The 2306-nt window shown below is 72.3% G+C and carries 3 protein-coding genes; 1 reads left to right on the top strand and 2 read right to left on the bottom strand.

What is annotated here, in order from left to right:
- Positions 1–679: MFS transporter (locus DZG00_RS14640; protein WP_147360031.1), on the top strand; the 679-nt coding region annotated here is incomplete at its 5' end.
- Here DZG00_RS14640 and DZG00_RS14635 read toward each other — a convergent pair.
- Together DZG00_RS14635 and DZG00_RS14630 are read right to left on the bottom strand one after the other, a co-directional pair.
- A complete protein-coding gene (locus tag DZG00_RS14635) occupies positions 642–1478 on the bottom strand; it encodes an ABC transporter permease (protein ID WP_119383212.1) in 837 nt (278 codons plus the stop codon). The genes DZG00_RS14640 and DZG00_RS14635 overlap by 38 nt on opposite strands.
- On the bottom strand, positions 1475–2306 hold an 832-nt coding region (locus DZG00_RS14630; RefSeq protein WP_119455778.1), incomplete at its 5' end, for an ABC transporter permease. The genes DZG00_RS14635 and DZG00_RS14630, both read right to left, overlap by 4 nt.

The following is a 2306-nucleotide window of genomic DNA, read 5'->3' as shown; positions in this document are numbered from 1 at the left end:
GACGGCGGGCGCGGATCCGACGGTCGCCTCCGCCCGCGCCCGCTTCCGCGCGGAGCTCGCCGCCGGGATCCGCGTCGTGCGCGCCTCTCCGCGCCTGCGGATCCTCGTGGCCGGCCTCGCCGCGTACGGGGTCACGCTCGGCGTGAACAACGCGACCCTCGCGCTCCTCGCCCTCACCACGATGGGCCTGACCGCGGCGGAGTACGGCGTCGTCACGGCCATGTTCGCGGTCGGCGGCCTCGTCGGATCCCTCACGGCGCCCGCGCTCGTCGCCCGCCTGCGCCCCGAGCGCGCGCTGCCCGTCGCGCTCGTCACCCTCGGCGTCACCTACGCGGCCTACTCGACGGTGCGCGCCTTCCTGCCGGCGGCGATCCTCATGGGCGTCGCGGGCCTCGTCTTCTCCGTCTACCTCGTGTCGCAGGGTCCGATCCTGCAGGCGGAGGCGCCCGTGGGGACCATGGGCCGCGTCTCGTCGCTCACCTCGACGGTGCTGGCCGGATCGTCGTTCCTCGCCACCGTCGTGACGGCGCAGGCGCTCGCCCTCGTGCCGGCGGCCGCGCAGCCCGGGGCCCACCCGGTCGCGGTCGCGACGGCCGCCGTGATCATGGGCGCCGCCGGCCTCGCGCTCGCGGCGGGGGCCTTCAGTCGAGGAAGAGGACCCGCAGCCGCCGCGTCGTGAAGACCAGGCCGATCGCCGTCATCACCGCGAAGTAGAGCACGTGGCCGACGACCGCGATCGAGAGCGCGCCCGTCGTGAAGCCGCGCACGAGCTCCACGGCGTGCCAGAGCGGGAGCGCCTGGATCACCGTCTGGACCCACGCGGGGTACACCGAGAGCGGGTAGAAGGTCGCGGAGAACAGGAACATCGGCAGCAGGATGAAGTTGATCCAGTCCATCTGCTGGAACGTCTTCATGTAGCTCGTCACCGCCATGCCGAAGCTCGCGAACGCCAGCGCGATGAGCACGACCGACGGCAGCGCGAGGATCGCCCACCACGACAGGTTGAGGCCGAGCACCTGCATCACGACGAGGAAGCCCGACGAGTAGACGACGCCGCGGAGCAGCGCCAGCGAGATCTCGCCGAACGCCACGTCGAGCGGGCCGAGCGAGGTCGCGAGCATGCCCTGGTACAGCTTCGAGTGGTTCATCTTGAAGAAGACGTTCCAGGTGGAGTCGTAGACGGCGCCGTTCATCGCCGAGACCGCGAGGAGCGCGGGCGCGATGTACGCGGCGTACGGCACGGGCTGGCCGGTGCTCGTGGTCACGTCGCCGACGAGCGAGCCGAGGCCGATCCCCATCGCCAGCAGGTAGAAGACGGGCTCGAAGAAGCCGGAGAGGACGACGGTCCAGTTGGTGCTGCGGGTGGCGAGGAGCCCGCGGGAGAGCACGGAGCGGGCGTTGCCGGCGTAGAGGGCGCGGGGGCCGCCACGGCTGCGACGCGCGGCGGGCGCCGGGGCGGGCGCGGTGGATCCGGTCATGCGCGCAGCCTCCTCGTCGCGACCCGGCGGGCGAGCGTCCAGCCGACGGCGAGCCACAGCAGCAGGTACGCGACGTGCGTGACCGTGAGCCACAGCGGCTCCGCCATGCCGTAGGTGGCGACGCGGCCGAGCTCGGTGCCGTGCCAGAGCGGCGAGATCCAGCCGATCCACTGCAGCCAGACCGGGAACTGCGTGAGCGGGAAGAACGTGCCGGAGAACAGCGACAGCGGCGTGATGACGAAGCGCATGACCATCGCGATCTGGCCGGTGTCCTGCGTGAGGGTGGCGACGTAGGCCATGAGCATCACGCCGATCGCCATGCCGGTGAGGACCGCGGCGCCGATCGCGAGGAACCCCGTGCCGAGCGGCACCGCGCCGAAGAGCAGCATGAACGCGAAGTAGGCGATGCAGGTGGGCGCCATGCGGATCGCGACGCCGACGACCTGCCCGTCGATGATCTGGGCAGGCGTGAGCGGCGACGCGTTCATCGCCTGGAACACCGGGTTCCACTTGAAGCCGCCGAAGATCGGGTAGCTGAACTCCTCGCTCGCGACGGTCATGGCGCTGGTCGCGAGGAGCGCGGGCGCGACGAACACCAGGAAGCTGACGCCGAGGGCCTGGTTCGCGCCCGTGCCCTGGTCGACGACCGTGGCGAGGCCCACGCCGAGCGCGTAGAGGTAGACGTACGGGCTCGCGATGCCGGTCGCGAGCGCGGTGCCGAGGTAGGCGCGGATCCCGAGCAGGCGGTGCTCGGCCGCGTACCAGGCGCCGAAGCGGCGGGGGCGGACGCCGCCCGCGACGGCGCGGGCCCTGTCGTCGGCGGCGGCG

The organism is Clavibacter lycopersici, from assembly GCF_003576405.1.
GTDB classification, from domain to species: domain Bacteria; phylum Actinomycetota; class Actinomycetes; order Actinomycetales; family Microbacteriaceae; genus Clavibacter; species Clavibacter lycopersici.
Note: the sequence above shows the minus strand (reverse complement) of the source record. Positions and strands in the feature narration are given on the sequence as shown.

What these genes read in the sequence shown, in the direction of transcription:
- DZG00_RS14635 (WP_119383212.1), bottom strand. Translation starts at nt 1,478, where the DNA reads ATGACCGGATCCACCGCGCCCGCCCCGGCGCCCGCCGCGCGTCGCAGC.